The organism is Streptomyces sp. PL-29 (genome assembly GCF_058344425.1).
On sequence record NZ_CP136996.1, the window covers coordinates 3,314,834 to 3,334,603 of the forward strand.

18 protein-coding genes and 1 tRNA gene are annotated in these 19,770 nt (G+C 71.4%); 3 read left to right on the plus strand and 16 right to left on the minus strand.

The genetic code is table 11. The features are described from left to right. Positions 1-45 precede the first annotated feature (45 nt). Both R4Z63_RS15190 and R4Z63_RS15195 read left to right on the plus strand, forming a co-directional pair. Positions 46-3,402 (plus strand): response regulator, encoded by a 3,357-nt coding sequence (locus R4Z63_RS15190; protein WP_384445767.1) that lies wholly within the window; start codon positions 46-48, stop codon positions 3,400-3,402. A gap of 13 nt (positions 3,403-3,415) precedes the next feature. Then, on the plus strand, positions 3,416-3,988 hold the full coding sequence (locus R4Z63_RS15195; RefSeq protein ID WP_384445769.1) for an antibiotic biosynthesis monooxygenase: 573 nt from the start codon (positions 3,416-3,418) through the stop codon (positions 3,986-3,988). Between the two features lie 21 nt (positions 3,989-4,009). On the opposite strand, the gene R4Z63_RS15200 is transcribed toward R4Z63_RS15195, so the two are convergent. The 9 genes from R4Z63_RS15200 to R4Z63_RS15240 form a co-directional block, all read right to left on the minus strand. Next, positions 4,010-5,659: a long-chain fatty acid--CoA ligase gene (locus R4Z63_RS15200; RefSeq protein WP_384445771.1), complete on the minus strand. Its 1,650-nt coding sequence runs from the start codon at positions 5,657-5,659 to the stop codon at positions 4,010-4,012. A gap of 152 nt (positions 5,660-5,811) precedes the next feature. Next, positions 5,812-6,345, minus strand: a complete 534-nt coding sequence (locus R4Z63_RS15205; RefSeq protein ID WP_037920174.1) for a SigE family RNA polymerase sigma factor — start codon at positions 6,343-6,345, stop codon at positions 5,812-5,814. A gap of 137 nt (positions 6,346-6,482) precedes the next feature. Continuing rightward, the gene (locus R4Z63_RS15210; protein ID WP_384445773.1) at positions 6,483-7,649 is read right to left on the minus strand and encodes a lipid-transfer protein; all 1,167 of its coding nucleotides are present in this window, start codon (positions 7,647-7,649) and stop codon (positions 6,483-6,485) included. Beyond that, positions 7,646-8,029 carry a MaoC family dehydratase gene (locus R4Z63_RS15215; protein ID WP_384445775.1) on the minus strand — a complete coding sequence of 128 codons (384 nt, stop codon included), beginning with the start codon at positions 8,027-8,029 and terminating at the stop codon, positions 7,646-7,648. Before R4Z63_RS15215 ends, R4Z63_RS15210 begins: the two co-directional genes overlap by 4 nt. Continuing rightward, the gene (locus R4Z63_RS15220) at positions 8,026-9,057 is read right to left on the minus strand and encodes an acyl-CoA dehydrogenase family protein (protein ID WP_384445777.1); all 1,032 of its coding nucleotides are present in this window, start codon (positions 9,055-9,057) and stop codon (positions 8,026-8,028) included. Before R4Z63_RS15220 ends, R4Z63_RS15215 begins: the two co-directional genes overlap by 4 nt. Continuing rightward, on the minus strand, positions 9,057-10,004 hold the full coding sequence (locus tag R4Z63_RS15225; protein ID WP_384445779.1) for a bifunctional MaoC family dehydratase N-terminal/OB-fold nucleic acid binding domain-containing protein: 948 nt from the start codon (positions 10,002-10,004) through the stop codon (positions 9,057-9,059). Before R4Z63_RS15225 ends, R4Z63_RS15220 begins: the two co-directional genes overlap by 1 nt. Next, positions 10,001-11,152 carry an acyl-CoA dehydrogenase family protein gene (locus R4Z63_RS15230; RefSeq protein WP_384445781.1) on the minus strand — a complete coding sequence of 384 codons (1,152 nt, stop codon included), beginning with the start codon at positions 11,150-11,152 and terminating at the stop codon, positions 10,001-10,003. Before R4Z63_RS15230 ends, R4Z63_RS15225 begins: the two co-directional genes overlap by 4 nt. Positions 11,153-11,333: 181 nt before the next feature. Next, positions 11,334-11,645, minus strand: coding sequence for a hypothetical protein (locus R4Z63_RS15235; RefSeq protein WP_384445783.1), 312 nt, complete (start codon positions 11,643-11,645; stop codon positions 11,334-11,336). Between the two features lie 666 nt (positions 11,646-12,311). Next, positions 12,312-12,734 (minus strand): DUF6344 domain-containing protein, encoded by a 423-nt coding sequence (locus R4Z63_RS15240; RefSeq protein ID WP_384445785.1) that lies wholly within the window; start codon positions 12,732-12,734, stop codon positions 12,312-12,314. A 572-nt stretch (positions 12,735-13,306) separates the two neighbouring features. Between R4Z63_RS15240 and R4Z63_RS15245 the strand changes: the two genes are divergently transcribed. Next, positions 13,307-13,837, plus strand: a complete 531-nt coding sequence (locus R4Z63_RS15245; RefSeq protein WP_384445787.1) for an SCO4225 family membrane protein — start codon at positions 13,307-13,309, stop codon at positions 13,835-13,837. Here the strand turns inward: R4Z63_RS15245 and R4Z63_RS15250 are convergent. The 7 genes from R4Z63_RS15250 to R4Z63_RS15280 all read right to left on the minus strand — a co-directional run bounded on the left by R4Z63_RS15250 (position 13,828) and on the right by R4Z63_RS15280 (position 19,763). Next, positions 13,828-14,043, minus strand: coding sequence for a hypothetical protein (locus R4Z63_RS15250; protein ID WP_384445789.1), 216 nt, complete (start codon positions 14,041-14,043; stop codon positions 13,828-13,830). The genes R4Z63_RS15245 and R4Z63_RS15250 overlap by 10 nt on opposite strands. 190 nt (positions 14,044-14,233) lie before the next feature. Then, positions 14,234-14,320, minus strand: a tRNA-Ser gene (locus R4Z63_RS15255). 50 nt (positions 14,321-14,370) lie between these two features. Then, the gene (locus tag R4Z63_RS15260) at positions 14,371-15,336 is read right to left on the minus strand and encodes a trypsin-like serine peptidase (RefSeq protein ID WP_384445791.1); all 966 of its coding nucleotides are present in this window, start codon (positions 15,334-15,336) and stop codon (positions 14,371-14,373) included. 209 nt (positions 15,337-15,545) lie between these two features. Continuing rightward, a complete protein-coding gene (locus R4Z63_RS15265; protein ID WP_384445793.1) occupies positions 15,546-16,592 on the minus strand; it encodes a YeiH family protein in 1,047 nt (348 codons plus the stop codon). Beyond that, entirely contained in the window at positions 16,592-17,140 is a 549-nt protein-coding gene (locus R4Z63_RS15270) for a cysteine dioxygenase family protein (protein WP_384445795.1), read from the minus strand. The genes R4Z63_RS15265 and R4Z63_RS15270 overlap by 1 nt, the downstream gene beginning before the upstream one ends. 79 nt (positions 17,141-17,219) lie before the next feature. After that, positions 17,220-18,125, minus strand: a complete 906-nt coding sequence (locus tag R4Z63_RS15275; RefSeq protein WP_384445797.1) for a LysR family transcriptional regulator — start codon at positions 18,123-18,125, stop codon at positions 17,220-17,222. Between the two features lie 87 nt (positions 18,126-18,212). Beyond that, positions 18,213-19,763: a S1C family serine protease gene (locus R4Z63_RS15280; protein ID WP_384445799.1), complete on the minus strand. Its 1,551-nt coding sequence runs from the start codon at positions 19,761-19,763 to the stop codon at positions 18,213-18,215. Positions 19,764-19,770 lie beyond the last annotated feature (7 nt).

Consider the following 19,770-nt stretch of genomic DNA (forward strand, 5'->3'; position numbering starts at 1 on the left):
CTCCCGTGACTTGCCGGTAGTCGTTGGTCAGGGAGGAAGCTCGTCGTGAGCAGCAGGCCATCCCGAGGCGCTGCTCGCCTCGCAGCAATACTCGACGCCCTTCCGGACGCGCTGTTGCTCGTCAACGCCAACGGCACGGTCGTCAACGCCAATTCGATCGCGCTCGAGGTCATGGAGAGCCCCGGCACCGGACTGGTCGGCCGAGGCCTGCTCGACCTCCTACCCGAGTTCGACTCCAAGCTGATCCCCGGCTCCATGCGTCGGCCCGGCGAGGACACCGGCGGCCGCACCAAGCCCAAGCGGATGATCGCCCGCCGCACCGACGGCTCCGAGTTCCCCGTCGAGGTCACCAGCGCCCACCTTGACGGCCGCGACGCCTACCGCGAGCCGCAACCCGCCTACACCGGTGACGAGCTGCTGATGCTCGTGGTCCGTGACCTCTCCGAGACCGTCGACACCGAGGCCGAGCTGGCCCGGTCCCAGCGGCAGACCGAGATGATCCTGCGCGCCGCCGCCGAGGGCGTCGTGGGCACCGATACCGACGGCCGCGTCGTACTCGTCAACCCGGCGGCCGCCCAGATCCTCGGCTACCGCGCCACCGACCTCGGCAACCGCGAACTGCACGGCCTGGTCCAGCACTCCCGCGCCGACGGCTCGCCCTTCCCGTTCGAGGAGTCCCCGCTCGCCGACACCCTGCGCAGCGGACGCAAGCACCGCGTGCGCGGGCAGGTGCTGTGGAACAAGGCCGGGCAGCCGGTCGCCGTCGACCTGACCACCTCTCCCGTACGGGACGGGGAGCAGCTCGTGGGCGCCGTCATGACCTTCACGGACCGCCGGCCCTACGACGCCCTGGCCGCGCGGCACGCGCAGCTGATCGCCGTCCTCCGGGACTCCCTGCGCGGCCCGCTGGACGAGCTGCGCGGCGAGCTGGCGACCCTGGCCGCCGACGACGCCGGACAGCTGTGGCCGGAGGCCAACCAGCTCCTGCACCACCTGGCCGCCGGGTACTCCCGGATGACCACCCTGGTGGACAACGTGCTCGGCTTCCAACGCCTGGACGCCGGCCGCGACAAGCTCTCGAAGAAGAAGGTCCTCATCAACGGCGTGGTCACGGCCGGCGTCGACGGTGCCGTCGAGCTGATCGGCCCCGGTCGGGCCCAGTTCGCCGTCCACGCGCCCACCATCGAGGCCGAGGTGGACGCGGAGCGGATCTCGACCGCCCTCGCGCACCTGGTGGCGGACGTCGCCGGCGTGGACGCCACCGGCAAGACCCGTCAGGGCAGCGGATACAGCGATTCGACGATCGTGGTGGCCGCCGCGCAGCGCGGCGACGTCGTACGGATCGAGGTGCGCGGTCCCTACGAGGGCGGCGACCCGGTCCACGAGCCGATCGTCAGGGGCATCGTGGCCGCGCACGGCGGTGTGCTGCAGACGGTGGAGGTGCCGGGCGCACCCGGCGGTGCCTACGTCCTGGAACTCCCGCTCGGCGCGGGGGCCGGGACGGTGACCCTGCCCGAGCCGCCGGAGGAGCCCGCGGGGGGCGCCGGGCCGGACGGCTCCGGAACGGCCGGGGGCGCCGCCCCCGGGAAGGTCTCCGGCGGCCGGCGGGGCCGGCGCGGAGTGGACGCCTTCCTGGAGGACGAGGCCCCGGGCCGCGGGGCCGCGCAGGACGGGGCGGGCGGAGGCGCTCTCGCGCTGCCCTCGGGCCGGCGGCGAGCGGCCGAGGCCACGCCGCAGCCGGGTCCCGAGCTGGCGCAGTCCCCGGTGAATCCCGCGGGCCTCGGTACCGGACGCAGGCGCGGCCGGGCCGGTGACGACAGTGGCGAGAGCGGCGCTCCCGAGGGCCAGAGCGGCCCCGGTCGGCCCGTGGCACCGCAGGGCAACGCCATGCCGGCGCTACCGCCCGTGCCCGCAGTACCTCCGGTTCCGGTGACCGAGCACCCGGCCGGCCGGCGGCGTGCGCTGGGGCAGGCCGGTCCGGCCCAGCCCGGCGGTCCCGTCCCCGCGACGGGGCTCGGCCCGACGCCCGCTCCGGCTCGGCCCATCGCCCCGGAGGGCGGCTTCGCGCTGCCCGCCGGCCCGGCCCCGGTGCCCCCCGCCGCACCTGCTCCCGCAGACTCCGGCCCGGCAGCCGCCAGCCCGGCTGCCGCTGCCTCCGAGGGCGAGGGTGGGTCCGATGCCGCGGCGCCGGCGGGGCGGCGTGGCCGCAGGGCCCTGGGAGCCCCCGGTACCGAGCCCGAGGCCCCGGCCGCCGCAGCGTCCGACGTGCCTGCCGAGAACCCGACCGGGCGTCGGCGCGCGCTGGCCGGTGCCCCCGCGTGGCCGGTTCCGGGCCGTACCGCTGCCGAGGAGGACGGGGCCTCCGGCCAGGTCGCGGTCCCCGGAGCACGCCGGCCGCAGGACGCCCCGGTGCAGGGGCAGTCCGCGCAGCCGATCAGCGTGCGGGCTCTGGGCACCCTCGGCCAGGGCATCGCCGTCGATCCCGCCGGAGCGGCCCCTGCCGCGGGTTCCGGCTCCGGCCGCCGTCGTCGGCTCGCCGAGCCCAGCCCGCAGGGGCGGGCCTTCGCCATAGGTGCCCCGGAGGCGGGTTCCGACGAGGGCCCCGAGCCGCTGGACGGCCCGGGCGGTGCGGTCGAGGTGGTCAACCGGCCCGTACCGCAGCCCGTGGACGACGAACTGCCGCCTGAGCCACTGGACAACCCGCGCCGGCTCCTGGTGTGGCCGGCGCCCGACGTCCAGACGCAGCAGGCGCTCAGCGACCGCGGCTACCGGCCGGTGGTCGTGCACTCCCGCGAGGAGGTGGACGCGCAGATCGCCGCCTTCCCGGCCGCACTGTTCGTCGACCCGCTGACCGGGCCGATCACCCGGACCGCTCTGCAGTCGCTGCGGCAGGCTGCGGTGGCCGCCGAGGTGCCCGTACTGGTCACGGCCGGGCTGGGGCAGGCCACGCGGGAAGCCGCGTACGGCGCCGATCCGGCCGTGCTGCTCAAGGCACTGGCGCCGCGCGACAGCGAACAGCACCCCTCCCGCGTGCTGCTGATCGAGGAGCGGGACGAGATCGCGACCGCGCTCGCGGCTGCCCTGGAGCGGCGCGGCATGCAGGTCGCCCGGGCGGGCGCGGACACCGACGCCGTGGAACTGGCGACGCGGATGCGGCCCAACCTGGTGGTCATGGACCTGATGCAGGTGCGCCGTCGGCGGGCCGGGATCGTGGACTGGCTACGGGCCAACGGGCAGCTGAACCGCACCCCACTGGTCGTCTACACGGCGACCGGCATCGAGCCGGCCGAACTTCCGAGGCTGGCCTCGGGCGAGAGCGTGCTCTTCCTCGCCGAGCGGGCCACCACGGCAGACGTGCAGGGCCGCATCGTGGACCTGCTGGCCAAGATCGGCACCAACTAGCGATCCTGGCCCGATGGCCATCATCCACACGACCGAGCACACCGTCCCCGCCGACAACGGGGAGGTGAACCTTCTCATCGCACGACAGGTCGAGCCCGGGCACGAGGAGGCGTTCGAGGCCTGGGCGCACGGGATCTTGGAGACGGCAGCCGGTTTCCCGGACCATCTGGGCTACGGGCTCTTCCGCCCGGCGACCGAGGGCGGGCCGTGGTTCCTGGTCCACCGCTTCCGCAACCAGGCCGCCTTCCAGCGCTGGCAGGACTCTCCGGAACGGGCCCAGTGGTTCTCCAACTGCCTGGGCCACCACCATACGGAGATAGCCCGGCGGGAACTGCACGGAATGGAGACGTGGTTCGCCAAGCCGGGCACGACCCGGCCCGCGCCGCCGCGGTGGAAGATGGCCATCAGCTCGGGGCTGGCCATCTTCCCCCTCTCGCTCGCGGGCAACGCGCTGCTCGGGCCGTACCTGGTGGATCTGCACGTCGTGCTGCGCACGGCCGCCTTCGCGGTCGTCTTCAGCACCCTGATGACCTACCTGGCCATGCCCGCAGTCAGCAGGCTGCTGCGGCCATGGCTCACACGCTAAACCCCGTCGGGGCCACCCCCCTCAGGCGATCTTGGTGACCTCCAGTGCGCCGTCCGCGTACTGCTGGCGGATCACCTTCTTGTCGAACTTGCCGACGCTCGTCTTCGGCACGGCGTCGACGGTGCTCCAGCGCTCCGGCAGCTGCCACTTGGCGATCGACTGCGAGAGGAACTCGCGCAGTCCCGTGTAGTCCACGGTCGCGCCGTCCTTGAGGACGACGGTGGCCAGCGGCCGCTCACCCCACTTCTCGTCGGGGACGGCGACCACCGCGGCCTCGGCGACCTCGGGGTGCGCCATGAGGGCGTTCTCCAACGAAACGCTCGATATCCACTCTCCGCCGGACTTGATCACGTCCTTGGCGCGGTCGGTGAGGGTGAGGTAGCCGTCCGGGCTGATGACTCCGACGTCCCCGGTCTTGAGCCACCCGTCGGCGCTGAACTTGTCCTCGGGCTGGAAGGGTTCGCCGGCGGCACCGCCGTAGTAGGCGTTCGCTATCCAGTTGCCGCGTACTTCGAGCTCGCCGGCCGACGCGCCGTCCCAGGGCAGCAGGTCGCCGCCGGGGCCGACCAGCCGGGCTTCGACACCTGCCGGGAAGCGGCCCTGGGTGATCCGGTAGGGCCACTCCTCCTCTGCGCTCAGGCCGGCCGGCGGGTGCGCCATCGTGCCCAGCGGGGAGGTCTCCGTCATGCCCCAGGCGTGGCAGACGCGGACCCCGAGCTTGTCGTAGGCCTCCATCAGGGAGGGCGGGCAGGCCGCTCCGCCGATGGTGACCTGCTTCATCGAGCTCAGGTCACGGGGATGGGCGGTGACCTCCGCCAGCAGCCCCTGCCAGATGGTGGGGACGGCCGCGGCGTGCGAGGGCTTCTCCCGCTCGATCATCTCGGCGAGCGGGCCGGGCTGCAGGAAGCGGTCCGGCATCAGCATGTTGATGCCGGTCATGAAGGTGGCGTGCGGCAGGCCCCAGGCGTTCACGTGGAACTGCGGAACCACCACGAGGGTGGTGTCCTTGTCGGTCAGCCCCATGGACTCGGCCATGTTCACCTGCATGGAGTGCAGGTAGAGGGAGCGGTGGGAGTAGACGACGCCCTTCGGGTCCCCGGTCGTGCCGGAGGTGTAGCACATGGCGGCCGCCTGGCGCTCGTCCAGCTCCGGCCAGTCGTAGCTGTCGGAGCGGCCCTCGATGAGCTCCTCGTACTCGTGGACACGCACGTTCAGGCCGTCGAGCACCGAGCGGTCGCCGATGCCGGTCACGACGACGTGTTCGATGGTCGGCAGATGCGGCAGCAGCGGTGCCAGGAGCGGCAGCAGCGTGCCGTTGACCAGGACGACCCGGTCGGCGGCGTGGTTGACGATGAAGACCAACTGTTCCGCGGGAAGCCGCAGGTTCAGCGTGTGCAGGACCGCACCCATGGAAGGGATCGCGAAGTACGCCTCCACATGCTCGGCGTTGTTCCACATGAGGGTGGCGACACGGTCGTCCTGCTGCACCCCGAGCTCGTCGCGCAGGGCGCCGGCGAGGCGGGTGGCGCGGAGGCCGATCTCGGCGAAGCTGCGGCGGTGCGGCTCTGCCTCCCCGGTCCAGGTCGTGACCTGGGACTTCCCGTGGATCGTCATCCCGTGACGGAGTATGCGGGTGACGAGGAGCGGTACGTCCTGCATGGTGCTGAGCAAAGCGTCCTCCCGGTGAGCGCTGCGGCGCTGCGGCGGCTACGGATGCTGCCGATTCTGCGCACGTACCGCTCGGTCTGTCACTACCCGGGAGTAGAAACCGCTTCCGGTTTCACGTGAAACATTCTCTGGTTTCACGTGAAACATCGCCCGCCTCAGCGGACCGGGGTGAGTTCCGGATCCTCGCGGAGTTTGCCCAGCGCGCGGGAGACGGCGCTCTTGACCGTGCCGACCGAGACTCCCAGCAGCTCTGCCGTCTGCACCTCGCTCAAGTCCTCGTAGTAGCGCAGGACGACCATGGCCCGCTGCCGGTCGGGAAGCCGGGTCACCGCCCGCCACATCGCGTCGCGCAACGCCTGGGTCTCGGCGGGGTCGGAGAAAGAGGTTCCGTCGGCCTCCGGGAGCTCGTCGCATACGAACTCGTCCACCTTGCGCTTGCGCCACTGGGAGGTGCGGGTGTTGACGAGGGTCCGCCGGACGTAGCCGTCCAGGGCACGGTGGTCCTCGATGCGGTCCCAGGCCACGTACGTCTTCGCGAGGGCTGTCTGGAGCAGGTCCTCCGCATCGCACGGGTTGGCGGTGAGGGAGCGCGCGGTGCGCATCAGGACCGTGCCGCGGGTACGGACGTACGCCGAGAACGACGGGTACGGCGTCGGATTCGAGGCGAGCGTGCACACAGGCGGGGTCATGTCTCCACGCTAGGAGCGCCCGCCATTCCTGGAATCGCCCGCAGGTGCCGATGGGGGATCCATCTCAGGTTGTAGGAGTGGGGCCCTCCCCACCCCCTGAAGGTGGAGGGGGCGGGGGCCCGGCCGGGACCGGGGTCTCAGCCGTCGGCGCCGAGGATCAGCCCGGACGTCGGCACCCCGGTGCCGGCCGTGACGAGTGCGTGTGAGGCATCCGCCACCTGGTTGACCGAGGTGCCGCGCAGTTGACGGACGGCCTCGGCGATGCCGTTCATGCCGTGCAGGTACGCCTCTCCGAGCTGGCCTCCGTGGGTGTTCAGCGGGAGAGTGTCCGCGGCCACGAATGCGGCGGCCTCACCGGGTTCACAGAAGCCGAACCCCTCGAGCTGCATCAGGACGAAGGGCGTGAAGTGGTCGTAGAGAATGCCGACGTCGATGTCGGAAGGCCGCAGTCCGCTCGTGCGCCACAGCTGGCGCGCGACCACGTCCATCTCCGGCAGCCTGGTCAGGTCGTCGCGATAGAAGGAGGTCATGCCCTCCTGGCGGCGTCCGGCTCCCTGTGCCGCAGCGGTGATCACGGCGGGGGCGTGCCGCAGGGTGCGAGCCCGTTCGGTCGTGGTGACCACGAGGGCCTGGCCGCCGTCGGTCTCCTGGCAGCAGTCCAGCAGCCGCAGTGGTTCGACGATCCAGCGCGAGGCGGCGTGGTCGGCGAGGGTGATCGGCTTGCCGTGGAAGTAGGCGGCGGGGTTGTTCGCGGCGTGGCGGCGGTCGGTGACGGCGACGTGTCCGAAGGCCTCAGGGGTGAGGTGGTAGGTATGCAGGTAGCGCTGGGCGGCCATGGCCACCCAGGAGGCGGGGGTCAGCAGTCCCCAGGGCAGCGACCAGCCGAGCGCCGCGCCCTCCGCCGAGGGCTCGCGCTGCTGGACGCCGGAACCGAAGCGGCGCCCGGACCTCTCGTTGAACGCGCGGTAGCAGACGACGACCTCCGCCACCCCGGTGGCGACGGCAAGAGCGGCCTGCTGGACAGTGGCGCAGGCGGCGCCCCCGCCATAGTGGATACGGGAGAAGAAGGACAGCTCCCCGATGCCCGCCGCCTGGGCGACGGTGATCTCGGGGCTGGTGTCCATCGTGAAGGTGACCATGCCGTCGACGTCGGCGGGGGTGAGACCCGCGTCGTCGAGAGCCGCGTGCACGGCTTCGACGGCGAGTTTGAGCTCACTGCGGCCGGAGTCCTTGGAGAACTCGGTCGCGCCGATGCCGGCGATCGCGGCCCGGCCGCCGAGCTTGTCCCGGCTACGCACACTCATGCCGCCACCTCCGCGGTGACCGTGCCCGACACATGGTGGCCGAGGCCGTTGGCTCCTACGACCCGGATCTCGACCGTGTTGCCGAGCACGACCGTTACGGTGCCGGTGAGAGTCATGGTGTCCCCCGGATAGTTGGGGGCGCCAAGGCGGATGGCCACCTTGCGCAGGACGGCCCGAGGCCCGAGGCAATCGGTGATGTAGCGGCCGACCAGACCATTGGTCGTCAGGATGTTCATGAAGATGTCCGGGGAGCCCTTCTCCCGCGCGAGCGCCGCGTCGTGGTGCACGTCCTGGTAATCGCGGGAGGCGATCGCGCCCGCGACGATCAGGGTGCGGGTGACCGCGATCTCCAGGGGCGGCAGCGTGTCACCGACGTTCATGCCCGCTCTCCCTCGGCTATCGCAGCTCCCAGCTCGGCCAGCAGCTCGCCGCCGCAGCCCAGGTAGGCGTCCAGCTGGCGCCCCCACAGGAAGTGCCGATGGACGGGATGGTCCAGATCGGCGCCCATGCCGCCGTGCAGGTGCTGCCCCGCATGTACGACGCGCTTGCCCGCCTCGGAAGCCCACCAGGCCGTCGTCAGCGCGTGCTCGTGCGCGGCGAGCCCCTGGTCGATACGCCAGGCCGCCTCGTACGCGGTCACCCGGATCGCCTCGGTGTCCATGTACGCGTCGGCCGCACGCAGCATGACCGCCTGGTTGGTGGAGAGCGGACGGCCGAACTGCTCACGGGAGGAGGTGTGCTCCACTGCGCGGGCCAGCGAGCCCGCACAGACGCCCGCCTGGAGCCCGGCGAAGGCGGTGCGCGCGGCGGCGAGGCTGTGCTCGTAGGCGCCCTCGATGCCGATGCGTTCGGCGTCGGCCCCGCTCAGGACCAGTCGGCCCGCCGACCAGGGCGCGGTCGTCTCGACGGGTGACGTCCGCACACCGGGCGCATCGGTCCGTACGAGCCACAGTGCCCGCTCGGTATCCGGAACCAGCACGTGAGTGGCGTCGCGCAGCCAGGGGACGGTGGGGGCGGTCCCGGTGAGCCGGCCGCCCCGGGCGGTGATCCGGCCGCGGGCGGGGAAGGCTCCGGTGGCCACGGTGTCCCCGCTGCCGAGCGCGGGCAGGAGGCGGGCACGCTGTTCGGGGCTGCCGTGGGCGGCCACCGGGAGGATTCCGTAGACGCAGGTGGCGGCGTAGGGGACCTGGGCCGTCGTGCGGCCCTGCTCCTCCAGCAGAAGGACCAGCCCGAGCAGGCCGATCTCCTGGACCGCGGCCGTCAGGCCGGCTGTGGTGAGGGCCTTCCACAGTTCGGCATCGCTGCCGGTGCCGGCGGCGGCGAGGCGTTCATGGGTGGAGAGGTCAGCGAAGATCCGCGCGGCCAGACCGGCAGCGGCGGCCTGTTCCTCGGTGGGGTGGAAGTCCATCAGGCCTCGCTCCCGCGGAAGACGGGAAGTTCCAGGTCGTCGTCGACGCGCAGGAACTCCAGTTGGACGGGAAGGCCGATGCGCACCTTGTCGTACGGGACACCGGTGATGTTGCTGATCATGCGTACCCCTTCGGCGAGCTCGACGAGCGCGACCGCATAGGGCGGGTCGAAGGCCGGGAACGGCGGATGGTGCATGACGACGTGGCTGAACACGGTGCCGGCCCCGGAGGCCTCGACCGTGTCCCACTCGGGGCTCGCGCAGGTGTTGCAGCCGGGGAGCCAGGGGAAGCGGAGGGTGTCGCACGAGGTACAGCGCTGGATCAGCAGCCGGTGGTCCCGGACGCCTTCCCAGAAACCCCGGTTGTCACGGTTGACCACGGGGCGGGGGCGCCGCGCGGTGGTCTTCACGCGGGGCGCGTCCTCCTTCGCCGGCCGTCCTGCGGGCGCGTACTTGAGGACACGGAAGCGGTGGGTACCGACCGGCTCCCCGCCCGCGCGGATGTCCATGCGGGTCGTCACGAAGTGGCCGCTGCCCAGCTTGGTCGTCTTGCGCGGCGACACGGACTCGATGACCGCGTCGAAGGTGACCGTGTCGCCGGAGCGCAGCGGGCGGAAGTACTCCTGTTCGCAGTCGGTGGCGACGACGGAGGTGAAGCCGGCGTCGTCGAGGAGCGCGAAGAGCTCGTCGTAGGCGGAGGAGCGGTCGGAGTGGCCGGAGAGCCCGCCCATCGTCCAGGCCTGGAGCATGGTAGGGGGAGCGATGGCGCCCGGCCCGGTGTAGGCGGGGTGGGTGTCGCCCATCGCCTCGCACCAATGTCGGATCATCGGCTCGTTGACCGGGTCCTTGCCGCGGCCGGCGGTGGCGGCCGGTGCGCCCTCGAAGGCCGCGAGCAGCGCCTGGAACCGGGCGGCCTCCCCGGCCGTACCGGTCGCGTCCGCCGTCATCGCTTCCTCCCCTTCATCCCGAGCCGCATCATGGCGACGATCTCCCGCTGAACCTCGCTCACCCCGCCGCCGAAGGTGTTGATCTGCGCGGCCCGGTTCATCCGCTCAAGCTCGCCGCCCGCGAAGGCTTCGGGCCCCCGGACGAGCGCCTCCTCACCCACCACCTCCTGGCACATCCGGTACACCTCGACGGCGGACTCGGTACCGAGGAACTTCACGCCGCTGGCGTCACCGGGGGCGAGGCTTCCGCTGCGCACGTCCTGGACGAGACGCCAGTTGAGGAGGCGTACGGCCGCCAGCCGGGCGTGGGCCTCGGCGAGGCGGGACCGCACCCAGGCAAGGTCGGCGGGCCGCTCCCCAGTGGCCGGGTCGGGGGTGCGGACGTGCCGGAGGGCGAGCTCGTAGAAGTCCTCGGCCTGCATGCCGATGGCGGCGAGGGCCACGCGCTCGTGGTTCAGCTGGTTGGTGATCAGTTCCCAGCCGCCGTGTTCGGGGCCGACGAGGTTTCCGGCCGGCACGCGGACGGAGTCGTAGTACGTCGCCGTGGTCGTGAGCCCGCCGACGGTTTCGATCGGCGTCCACGAGAAGCCGGGGTCGCCGGTGGGGACGAGAATGATCGAGATGCCCTTGTGCTTCGGGGCTCGGGGGTCGGTGCGGCAGGCCAGCCAGATCCATTCGGCGTTCTGGGCGTTGGAGGTGAAGATCTTCTGCCCGTCGATCAGCCAGTCGGCTCCGTCACGGACCGCCCGGGTGCGCAGTGCGGCGAGGTCGGTGCCGGCCTCGGGCTCGGAGTAGCCGATGGCGAAGACGATCTCGCCCGAGAGGATCCGGGGGAGGAAGTAGTCCTTCTGTTCTTCGGTCCCGTACTTCATGAGGGTCGGGCCGACGGTGTTCAGCGTGACCATGGAGACGGGAGCGCCGGCCCGGTAGGCCTCGTCGAAAAAGACGAACTGCTCATCCGCCCCGCGGCCCTGTCCGCCGTAGGCGACGGGCCAGCCGAGGCCGAGCAGTCCGTCGGCGCCGATCCGGCGCAGCAGTCCGCGCTGACGGGCCGGATCTTCGGGGACTCCGTCGGGCAGCAGTTCCTTGAAGTACGCGCGCAGTTCGGCACGGAGCCGCAACTGGCCTTCGGTCGGGGCGAGGTGCACGGCGCAGGCCTCCCGGCGTCCATGTCATCAAGATAACTGACTGTCCGTCAGATTTACCCGTGGTGTCAAGGTCGGGAAGAGGCGGAAGAGGCAGGACGCGCGCGAGGGCGCCCGCGCTACCGGACCCCAGCCGGTCCGGTCGCACAGACGCCCTCACGATGGGAAGCGGCTGGTGCCGCTGCTACCACCAGGGGTGGAAGTTGACCGCCACGTTCGAGTTGCCCTGGTTGATCGCGGTAAAGGACGAACCGTTAACCTGCGCGGTGTTGTTCTGGTTGGAGGCGCCGAAGCCGGTGGCCACCTGCTGCGAGGTGGCCGAGTTGCCGTTGTTGTCACCACCCACGCCACTGCCGATGATGCTGGCGACGCTCGCATTCGATCCGTCGTTCGCGAAGGAGCCGTTGTCTGCCGACGCCACCCCGCCGAAGAGGGCGACGGTGAGGGGCAGGGCTGCGACGGCGGCGATGACGCGGGCGGTACGGCTGCTTGCCATGTCTTCATTCCTCCAGAAAACCGAAGTGAGACTTGCACCAGGGCGGTTGGCCGACCGCCTCGGTCGTTCCGTGCTGACGACGTCGCGAGACCAGAGTTGCCCACCGAATCCCCGGCGAACCACCCCGGACTTCCCGATTCCCCCGCAAGCATGACCAACACCGGATAAACCCCATTCGCGCCCCCGAGGCCCCGGATCAGCACTGCAGAACCAGCCGCACCCCGCATCGCACAAGGGGTGAAGCGTTCCGTCAGGCCGCCGCTCCGGAACATGCCGAAAAGGGCCGCGCCGTCCGGGAACCCCACCGTCTCCCGGGCCTGCGGCCCTGCACTGCCAAGCTTCACGCCCCCTGCACGCTCCCCGCCGCACGCCGGGGGATCCCTCCGTACCCCGCTTCCGGGGCACCGCTCGGCGCGATCCACGGTCGAGACCGACCGGGCTCCAGCGCCTGCCTGCGTTCCTGCCTCTGTATCCCTGTCGCTGCCTGACGCCTGCGGCTGCCTACAAGCGGGCTTCCGGGGGCGGTGCTGATTCCCGCCGCGACCTCGCCCCTGCCTGCGGTCCTGCTGCTGCCTGCGCACCGGCGCACCCTCGCCCGACGGCGCGTCCCGGCCTCCGGCTGCGGTTCACAGTTCGTTCCGCTGCGTTCTGCCTGCCCGTACGGGGCTACGCGGCGAGCGCCAGTTCCTCGCGGGCGGCACGGCCGGCACGGACGGCACGGACGGTACGTGGGGCAGGTACCACGGAGGGCGCCATGACGCGGGCGGCGGTTCCGGGGGCGGCACCCATGGCTGCGGCGGTGGTCGAGCGGCGGACACCGGGCGTCTTGCCGTGGGCCTCGGCGCGGATGCGCTGCTTCAGGGTCGGCGGCAGCGAACCACCCCGCATCATCTCCCGCCAGCTCCTCGGCGCCGAGACCGCCTGCCGGCGCGCGGGGACGGCGGCGACAGCGGTCGGAGCCGCGCCACCGGCGGTGGATGCGGCGGCGGCCGGAGCAGCCTTGCCGCCGAAGCCGAGGCTGGCGAGAACGGCCACGAGAGCTGCGAGGACCGAGGTCCAGATCGACGTGAGGACGTTGCGGTGAGCCATGACGGTGTGCCTCGATTCGCGATGTTCGGACGGGCGGATCTGAATACATTCGTCATGATGTGGGGGCAACCGCACCGCGTTCATCACACGCGCCGATCTTCCGACTAACACCACCCGGAAGGATCAATCGCACGTTCCGCCCGGCCCCTGGAGCCCGTGAAGACCGCGCTTTCAGGACCGGCCGGGCCCGGACCGGGCGGGGACCGCTGCCCCTGCACGCCGGCATCCGACCCGCAAGCCGAGAAACCCGCCCCGGGTGTTACCCCGCCGGAGAACGCCCCGCACGCCCGGTCCGGGCAGCGCTTCCTGGTGATCACGGCGGCCGACGACCGGCCCGCCCCCTCCGGCCGTCAGGCGCGGGACCACAACGCCGGCCGGTCAGGGAGTCCTCCGGCACTGGGTGTCGGACATGAGGGGAAACGTTGTGCGGTGTTCCCGGCGTGCTCGCCGTGCACGGCTCTGAGCATGTACGTACAGCCGAGCAGGATGAGTAGGCGTACTCAGGTGGGGGTTCTCGGCAGCTTCGAGACTGGGCGCAGGTCGAACGAAGCGAAACGGAACGGGGAAACGTCATGGTGCGGCGCTGGTCGAAGGCTGAGATGTGGGTGCCCGGCGCATACCTGGCACTGGTGGTCGCGATGCTCGTCTACGTCGCGGTGGGCAGCCGGACCGGGGACATCGGGTTCTTCGGAGTCTGGCCGATCCTGGCCACCGCGCCGGTCAGCCTCCTGCTGCTGAGCACCTTCGGACCCGCGGCGGACGCCATGGGGCCGGCCCCGACTCCGCCCGTGGAGCCCTACTACGGCTCGGAACCGCCCGCTGAGCCGCCCGCGGAGTTCGTTCCGGCGTCGGATCCGCTCCCCGCGGACTGGGTACCGGACACCTCCGTGGCCGTCGAGCCCTCGGTCTGGGGAGGACTCGGCTTCTCCGCTGCGGTCCTGTTCAGCGCCCTGGTCAACGCCGCGGCGATCTGGGCCCTGCTCCGCTTCGTGGGCGCGGCGACGCAACGCCGGAGGCACGCAGGTCTAGCACCCTGGTCCTGGCCCACGAACTGGCCCGTACGTGGGCAGAAGCAGGGGGCTGGCCCTCCGTCTCAGGAGTAGAAGCCGGTCCAGTACTCATCGGGCGCCACGGCGAACGTCTCGGGCTGTTCACACTGAAGGACTTCGTACCGCTCATGGAAGGTCAGCAACGCCTCTTGAAGAGAACATCCGAGATGCTCTCGGATGGCCTTGATGCCCGGCAGGATACGGCCAGCAAAGATCTCGCCGTCAGCGACAGTTACGGAGGCGGGGGGCGTCTCGCTCATGCTGGCAAGATCGCACAGTGCAGTGGTCCGGCGCTGCTGAGATTTGGGCGTGCGGGGCCCTGCGAGCGCTGCTCTCGTACCCCATGCGTGCCCGTCATGGCGGGGAACCAAGGGTGTCAGCAGCCACGGACGATGTCCGCACCACCAAACGGCCCCTGACCATATCTCCTGGTCAGGGGCCGTTCATCTGCGGTGGGTGTGGGATTTGAACCCACGGTGACATCGCTGCCACGACGGTTTTCAAGACCGTTCCCTTAGGCCGCTCGGGCAACCCACCTGGCCGGTACAGAGTACCGGCCAGGTGGGGGTGGCGGGGCGACTGTCGGATCAGGAGGTTTGCGCCTTGTCGTAGGCAGCCTTCGCCTCGTTGCCGAGATACGGGCCGTACATGCGGTTCGGCAGGAAGTTGTAGCCGAAGCTGTTCACCGAAACCTGGGTACCGAGACCCGTGGTCTCGTTGAAGTCCTGGAACCAGGGGCCGCCGCTGGAGCCGCCCGTCATGTTGCACCCCAGGCTGTGGTCCCGGGTGAGGAGGAAGTCCTTGCCGCTGTTGCCGCTGCAGTAGACCAGCTTCGTGCCGTCGTAGGGGGCCGCCGCGGGGAAGCCGAAGGAGTACATCCTCTTGTTGTAGCCGCCGTTGAAGAGGACGCCCTGCGCGCCGACGGCCTGGCTGAGGGTCCGGCCGTTCAGCGGGGCGACGACGGCGAGACCGACGTCCATGTTCATGTCCTCGCTCGCCGCCCACTGGTCGGTGGCGAAGGTCTTGGTGGCCGACCACTGGCCGTAGGGCGCGGATCCGTTGCTGTAGGCGGGCACGAAGACCCAGTTCGTGTGCCAGGCGCCCTGGTACTTCACGCAGTGGCCGGCCGTCATCACCGTGCTGCCGTTGGCGCTGGTGATCGAGTTGCCGGAACAGGAGGCGGTGCGGCTGCCCATCGTGAAGAAGACCCGGCCCGAGGTCTTCACGACCGCGCCGCCACCCGTCCAGGCCCCGCCCGCCTGCGGGAAGGCCGTGGGCGACGCGGCGGTCGCGGCCGCGGTCGGGGCGATGGCCGTGGGGGCCGCGGAGGCTGCGGAGGCCACAGTGGTGATGCGGCCCGCGCCGGGGACCGCCGTGACGTCGAGCGGGGTGGCCCCCCGCATCCGCTCGGCGGTCCAGAAGCCCTGGGTGTGCTGCTGCCGGAAGGACGTGCTGGCGTCCGCCGCGATCGAGGGTGTGGCCGCCGTCAGGGCACCCGCTACCAGGGCGCCCACCGAGAGCAGGACGGGCAAGGCCGTGCGATGACGATTCACGCATGACTCCTTCTGCCGTGCCCGGACCGGTCGGAGCCGGGCAGGGTGGGGGTGAAGAGCGGTCGGTGCGGATCGGCTGTGCGTGGCGCGTCGTACGGGGTGCGGCTTTGTCGGGGCAGAGTGGCACGGCCCCGCATCAATGTCATCGGACAGTCGGAACGTTCGGTAGGTTCCGGCCAGGAAATGTCCAACTCCCGGCCGTTGCAGCGTCATACGGTGAGCATCACGCCCGCGTACGAGGCCCCGGCGACGACCACCCACGCCCCCAGTCCCAGCGCTGCGGCACGCCCACCGGTCCGGGCCAGCGTCGGCAGGTGGACTGCGCTCCCCAGGCCGAACAGGGCCGCCGCCAGCAGTGCCTCCTGCGCGGTGCGCGCCCATTCCAGGGCGACGTCGGGCAGCACGCCTGTGGCGCGCAGCGCGGCCGCGGCCAGGAACCCGGCCACGAAGAGCGGCACCGGGGCGGGCCGTCGCCCCGAGGACGTGCGCATGCCGCGCCGCCGGGCCCGTACCGAGAAGGCGACGGCCGCCACCAGAGGGGCGAGCAGGGCCACCCGCATCAGCTTGACCAGCACCGCCTCGCCCAGGGCGTCCGGGCCCGCCGTCTGCGCGGTTGCCACCACCTGGCCGACGTCGTGCACACCGGCGCCGACCCACCTCCCGAAGGCCTGGTCGGAGAGCATCAGCGGGTCCTGGAGGAGGGGCAGTACGGCGATGGCGAGGGTTCCGCACAGGGTGACCAGTGCCACCGAGGCGGCCACGTCCTCCTCGTCACTGCCCGAAACCTGGCTCACGGCGCCGATCGCGGAGGCTCCACAGATCGAGTACCCCGTGGCGATCAGCAGCGGCTGGTCGCCCGGTAGTCCCAGCCTGCGGCCCATCCAGAGGGTGCCGAAGAACGTGGCCGCGACCACCCCGACCACCATGGCCACCGTGACCCAGCCCAGACGGAGCACCTGGTCCAGCCCCAGGCCGAGGCCCAGCAGGACGATGCCGATCCGCATGAGCCGCCGCCCGGCCAGGGAGAGGCCTGCTCGCCCGGCTCCCCGTACGAGGCTCCGCGGTCCGGGGAAGTGAGCCATCGCGATGCCCAGCACCACTGACGCAGTCAGCATCGGTACGGCCGGTATGAGGCGATGGACGCACCAGGCGGCCAGGGCTCCTCCAGCCGCCAGCACCAACCCGGGCCAAGGCGTGGATGTTTCACGTGAAACATGCCGAACCACCTTGCCCTGTGGGCGATGGAGGAGGGCCATCAGCCGACGGGAAGCTGGTAGACGCGACGGATGCTGGTCCCCAGCCGGGACACGTCAGCGCCGTACACGTGCACCGATATCGCCGTGGTGGAACAGGAGTTGCGTACCTGGTGGATATCGCCGGGCGGCGCGAATCCACAGACCTCACCCTGGGCGTTGACCACGGTCTCCGTCGCCACCAGGCGAGCAGGACCCGCACCGGGCGCGAGGCGGAAACGGCTTTCGCTCTCCTCGCCCTGGTGCACCCCGGCCACGCACCACGACACGTGATCGTGGATGCAGGTCTCCTGCCCGGGAAGCCACACCAGCGCCACCACGGAGAAACTGCCGTCGGGCTCCGCGTGCAGGATGTGCTGCCGGTACCGCTCCGCATCGCCCTCCTGCTGTGTCGGCGTCAGCAGGTCGGTCGCACCGAGGTGGGGAGCGAGCCTTTCGCCCACGAGATAGGCGGTGAGGTCGGGGGCCAGTCCCCGCTCCACGACCGTGCGGATCTCACTGATGAGGGCGGCCATCCTCGTGGTGGTACGGGCCGGTGTGGTGGTGGTCATACGGGCAGCGTGCGGGCGCCGTTCCATTGCGTCCAACGACAGTTTTTACCCGAAATCCCAAGCAGTGCTTATGGATTGGTCAGCAGCCGACCCGGTTGGAGGCCGCCTGCTTGAGTGCGCTCAGCACCACGGCCGTTGCCGGGATCCGCAGGTGGTCCCGGTAGACGTACGCGGCGATGTGCCGGCGGGCGGCCGGCTGGAGCGCGCGTCCGCAGACCCGGCTCAGCGAGAGCGAGGGCAGGACCAGCGCGGGCATCATCGCCACACCCAGGCCCTGGGCCACCAGGCTCTGCACCACCAGGTTGTCGTCGGTGGCGAAGCGGATGTCGGGCACGAAGCCCAGCTCCGCGCACTCGTGTAGCAGGTTCGCCCTGCAGCGTGGGCAGCCTGCGATCCACCGCTCCTCGGCGAGGTCGGCCAGGTGCACGGCGCGGCGCCGGGCCAGCGGGTGCCCGGTCGGGAGCAGCACCGTCAGCTGGTCCTCCAGCAGCCTGACCTCGGCGACGTCCCCCGGTACCTCCTCGTGCAGGCCGGGATAGGTGAAGGCGAGGGTGATGTCGCACTCGCCGCGCTCCAGCCGCCGCAGCGACTCCGGGGGCTCTCCCTCCAGTAGCTCCACCTGTATGCCCGGGTGGTCCTTGGCCAGGCCGCTCAGGGCTTCCGGGACAAGGGTGACGTTGGCGCTGGGGAAGCCGCACAGCCTGACCCGGCCGGTGCGCAGGCGGGCGTATGCCCGCAGCTGGGCCTCGGCGGCCGAGAGGTTGCCGAGGATGGTCTCGGCGTGCCGGGAGAGGGACTCCCCGGCCTCGGTGAGCTGCATCCTGCGGCCGACACGGGTGAACAGCGGGGTGCCGACAGCGCGTTCGAGCGCCTTCATCTGCTGGGTGATGGCGGGCTGGGTGTAGCCCAGCACGCGCGCGGCCGCCGAGTACGAGCCGGCGGCGACCACGGCGTGGAACGTACGTATGTGCCGAGAATCGAACACCAGCGAAGCATAAGCGGACGTTGGAGGGCCGTGGGCGCAATCGCGCCCACGGCCCTCGCCATTGAGCCACCGCCGTGGCCGGTAGTGCTACTTGTCGCCGATCCTGGAGCCGAGCGTGATGTCGACGGTGGTCGGCTTGCCGTCGCGCAGGTAGGTGAGCTTCACCGTGTCGCCGGGCTTGTAGGTCCAGATCATGCTGATCAGGGTCGGACCGCTGTCGACCGGCTTGCCGCCGAAGGCCGTGATGACGTCGCCCGGCCTGAGGCCCGCCTTGCCGGCCGGACCGTTGGGGTCGACGAGCTCGTTGGCGGCGGCACCCTGCTCGGAGATCTTCGCGCCTTCGGTCTTGGCCTGGAGGTCCACGGAGACCGAGATCACCGGGTAGACCGGCTTGCCCGTCTTGATCAGGGATTCGGCCACGTTCTTGGCCTGGTTGATCGGGATAGCGAAGCCGAGCCCGATGGAGCCGGCCTGGCCGCCACCGAAGCCGCCGTTCCCGGCCGACTGGATGGCGGAGTTGATGCCGATGACGGCGCCGCGACCGTCCAAAAGCGGCCCGCCGGAGTTGCCCGGGTTGATCGAGGCATCCGTCTGCAGCGCGCTCATGTACGAGTTCTTGCTGCCGGTGCCGTCACCGGAGGCGACCGGGCGGTTCTTGGCGCTGACGATGCCGGTGGTGACCGTATTGGACAGCCCGAACGGGGCACCGATCGCGATCGTGGCGTCGCCGACCGCGACCTTGTCGGAGTCGCCGAGGGCCAGCGGCTTCAGGCCGGCCGGCGGGTTCTTCAGCTTCAGCACGGCGACGTCGTAGCCCTGGGCACGGCCCACCACCTCGGCGTCGTACCGCTTTCCGTCGGAGAAGGTCGCGAAGAGCTTGCCGCCGTTCACAGCGGAGGCCACGACGTGGTTGTTGGTGAGGATGTGGCCCTGCTGGTCGTAGACGAAGCCGGTGCCGGTGCCCCCCTCACCGTCTCCGGCCGAAGCCTCGATGGTGACCACGCTGGGCAGTGCGCCGGCAGCGAGCCCGGCGATGGAGCCGGCCTCGCGCTTGAGGTCCTTGGGGGTGTTGGCCGCGCTGATCGTGGTCGAGCCGGTGCCGTTGTTGCTGCGCTCGGCGGCCCAATAGCCGACGCTGCCGCCGATGCCGCCCGCGAGGAGGGCCGCCACGAGCACGGCCGCGATCAGGCCGCCCCTGCCCTTCGGCTTGGGCGCGGGATAGCCGTCGGCGGCCGGGGGAGCGCCCCAGACCGGACCGCCGCCCGCACCGCCCGCACCGTACGCCGGCACGGTGGGCGGCGGGGGAGGCCAGCCCTCGGCCCCGTGCGCGGCCGGGGCGGGGGCCTGGCCGTAGGCAGGGGCCTGCGGGGCGGGCGGGGGTGGGATCTGCTCGGTCGCTCCGGTGCCCGGCGCAGGCGTCGGCGGAAGCTGCTGGGTCACGTGCTCACCGGCGGCGGGCGCCGGTGCGGGCGCCGCGGACGGGGCCGGCGGCACGCCCGGGGCGGCGTCCTGCGGGGCGTGGTCCGGCTGCGGAGCGGGCGTGGAGGCCGCCGGCGCCGTCTCGGAGCCCTGAGCAGGGGTCACGGACGGGGCCGCGGAGGGTGTGGGGGCCGCGGTGCCCTCGTTCTCGGTGCTCACAGCTCTC

Excerpts from the sequence above, each read along its gene's own strand:
- R4Z63_RS15195 (WP_384445769.1), top strand. The coding sequence starts at position 3,416 with ATGGCCATCATCCACACGACCGAGCACACCGTCCCCGCCGACAACGGG.
- R4Z63_RS15205 (WP_037920174.1), bottom strand. The coding sequence starts at position 6,345 with ATGACCCCGCCTGTGTGCACGCTCGCCTCGAATCCGACGCCGTACCCG.
- R4Z63_RS15210 (WP_384445773.1), bottom strand. The coding sequence starts at position 7,649 with ATGAGTGTGCGTAGCCGGGACAAGCTCGGCGGCCGGGCCGCGATCGCC.
- R4Z63_RS15215 (WP_384445775.1), bottom strand. The coding sequence starts at position 8,029 with ATGAACGTCGGTGACACGCTGCCGCCCCTGGAGATCGCGGTCACCCGC.
- R4Z63_RS15220 (WP_384445777.1), bottom strand. The coding sequence starts at position 9,057 with ATGGACTTCCACCCCACCGAGGAACAGGCCGCCGCTGCCGGTCTGGCC.
- R4Z63_RS15225 (WP_384445779.1), bottom strand. The coding sequence starts at position 10,004 with ATGACGGCGGACGCGACCGGTACGGCCGGGGAGGCCGCCCGGTTCCAG.
- R4Z63_RS15235 (WP_384445783.1), bottom strand. The coding sequence starts at position 11,645 with ATGGCAAGCAGCCGTACCGCCCGCGTCATCGCCGCCGTCGCAGCCCTG.
- R4Z63_RS15240 (WP_384445785.1), bottom strand. The coding sequence starts at position 12,734 with ATGGCTCACCGCAACGTCCTCACGTCGATCTGGACCTCGGTCCTCGCA.
- R4Z63_RS15245 (WP_384445787.1), top strand. The coding sequence starts at position 13,307 with ATGGTGCGGCGCTGGTCGAAGGCTGAGATGTGGGTGCCCGGCGCATAC.
- R4Z63_RS15250 (WP_384445789.1), bottom strand. The coding sequence starts at position 14,043 with ATGAGCGAGACGCCCCCCGCCTCCGTAACTGTCGCTGACGGCGAGATC.
- R4Z63_RS15265 (WP_384445793.1), bottom strand. The coding sequence starts at position 16,592 with ATGGCCCTCCTCCATCGCCCACAGGGCAAGGTGGTTCGGCATGTTTCA.
- R4Z63_RS15270 (WP_384445795.1), bottom strand. The coding sequence starts at position 17,140 with ATGACCACCACCACACCGGCCCGTACCACCACGAGGATGGCCGCCCTC.